The sequence below is a fragment of the Borreliella lanei genome (genome assembly GCF_014205895.1).
GTDB lineage: Bacteria > Spirochaetota > Spirochaetia > Borreliales > Borreliaceae > Borreliella > Borreliella lanei.
The window spans coordinates 1-1,715 of sequence record NZ_JACHFC010000018.1 but is presented as its reverse complement, the minus strand read 5'-3'; the positions used below and the strand labels follow the sequence as shown (position 1 = coordinate 1,715).

The following is a 1,715-nucleotide window of genomic DNA, read 5'->3' as shown; positions in this document are numbered from 1 at the left end:
TTAAGAAAACAAAGCCTATAGCTAAAAAAGTGTATAATCAGTATTCTAAGTTAAAAATGTAAATTACAAAAAGGTTTTTCTTGCAAGAAATTATACTTTACATATAAAAATCTCAAAAGCCAATCAATCTAAAATAGTGTATAATATGACTATAAGGGAAAATTTTATGGAAACAGTGTCAACAAATATTGCAGGTGTAAGTCAAGAACAAATATATAAAGAGTTTCTTAGGCTTGGTATGGAACAACTAATAGCACAAGATTTATCTAAAAGATATTATCACAATGAGCTAACATATAGAGATTTAGAAAATTTAGAAAAACAATTTGATATTAAATTTGACAATCTTATTTTTAAGATTGATACTGTAGAGAAGAATTTAAATCTAAAAATAGATAACTTAGACGCTAAGATTGATACTGTAGAAAAGAATTTACAAAAAGATATATCTAATCTAGACACTAAGATTGATACTGTAGAGAAGAATTTAAATCTAAAAATAGATAACTTAGACGCTAAGATTGATACTGTAGAAAAGAATTTACAAAAAGATATATCTAATCTAGACACTAAGATTGATGCTGTAGAGAAGAATTTAAATCTAAAAATAGACAATGTAGAAAAGAATTTAAACGCAAAAATAGACAATGTAGAAAAGAATTTAAACGCAAAAATAGACAATGTAGAAAAGAATTTAATGTCTCTTACAGAAATGCTTAAATGGGTATTGGGAATTATGGGAGCAATGTCTATAACAATGATAGCAGGGCTAATATTTGCTTTCATTTCTAAATAGCTACCACCTCATCTAAAGAATATCAATTCAAATAATAATTGTTTATCCCATATTTAGTATTAATAATTGATTAAGTGAATATTAATAATAAAAAAAGGAGTAACAATGAAAATCATCAACATATTATTTTGCATATCTTTGCTACTGCTAAATAGCTGTAATTCCAATGATAATGACACTTTAAAAAACAATGCCCAACAAACAAAAAGCAGGAAAAACCGTGATTTAAGCCAAGAAGAGCTGCCACCACAAGAAAAAATTACTTTAACCCCCGACGAAGAAAAAATGTTTAATTCATTAATCAATGTGTTTAAATACACAATTGAAAAATTATCAGGGGATACAAATAGGTGCAATAATGAAAACAAAAATAAATGTACTGGCTTCTTTGATTGGCTTTCTTCTATAGATACTCAAAAACAAAAAGAATTAGCTCAGGCCTTTGCCAAAGCTTATAGCTTCTTAGAGTCTAAAAGACAATCAAAAGCACAAAATGAAACTTTTGATACTTATATTAAAGAGGCCATTGACTGCAAAAATAATAATAATAATAATAAATATGGAAATGGTAAAAACGAAATAGAGCAATATTTCAGAGGTGTCGCTGATGATATATTTAATAAAAATTCCAATGAAGAGATTTATAAGTGCCTTAAAGATGAACTTCTAAAAGAAGATAGTCATTATGCTGGTCTTACAACTAGTTGGCAAAACTAAAAACATTTCTCAATCAAAAATAAAAACCTTAATTATTATACCTATAGCAGCCCCCTATTTGGGGGCTTTGCTATTTAAAAATATTGCTATACTGCAAATATATAATTAAATTGTCTTTCTTTTTTTAACATGCAAAAGAATTTTAATACTTTTGTTTTATAAACGTCCTGATTATCAGACATAAATACTTTAAGCTTATTTA

At 26.6% G+C, this 1,715-nt stretch carries 2 protein-coding genes and 1 pseudogene; 2 read left to right on the top strand and 1 reads right to left on the bottom strand.

The window, feature by feature from the left end:
* Positions 1-166 precede the first annotated feature (166 nt).
* A complete protein-coding gene (gene bdr, locus HNQ06_RS05555; protein ID WP_246343404.1) occupies positions 167-796 on the top strand; it encodes a Bdr family repetitive protein in 630 nt (209 codons plus the stop codon).
* 105 nt (positions 797-901) lie between these two features.
* On the top strand, positions 902-1,513 hold the full coding sequence (locus tag HNQ06_RS05550) for an Mlp family lipoprotein (RefSeq protein WP_184108008.1): 612 nt from the start codon (positions 902-904) through the stop codon (positions 1,511-1,513).
* 86 nt (positions 1,514-1,599) lie between these two features.
* Here HNQ06_RS05550 and HNQ06_RS05780 read toward each other — a convergent pair.
* Positions 1,600-1,715 (bottom strand): annotated as a pseudogene (locus HNQ06_RS05780) (ERF family protein); the annotation flags it as partial.

What these genes read in the sequence shown, in the direction of transcription:
- bdr (WP_246343404.1), top strand. Translation starts at nt 167, where the DNA reads ATGGAAACAGTGTCAACAAATATTGCAGGTGTAAGTCAAGAACAAATA.
- HNQ06_RS05550 (WP_184108008.1), top strand. Translation starts at nt 902, where the DNA reads ATGAAAATCATCAACATATTATTTTGCATATCTTTGCTACTGCTAAAT.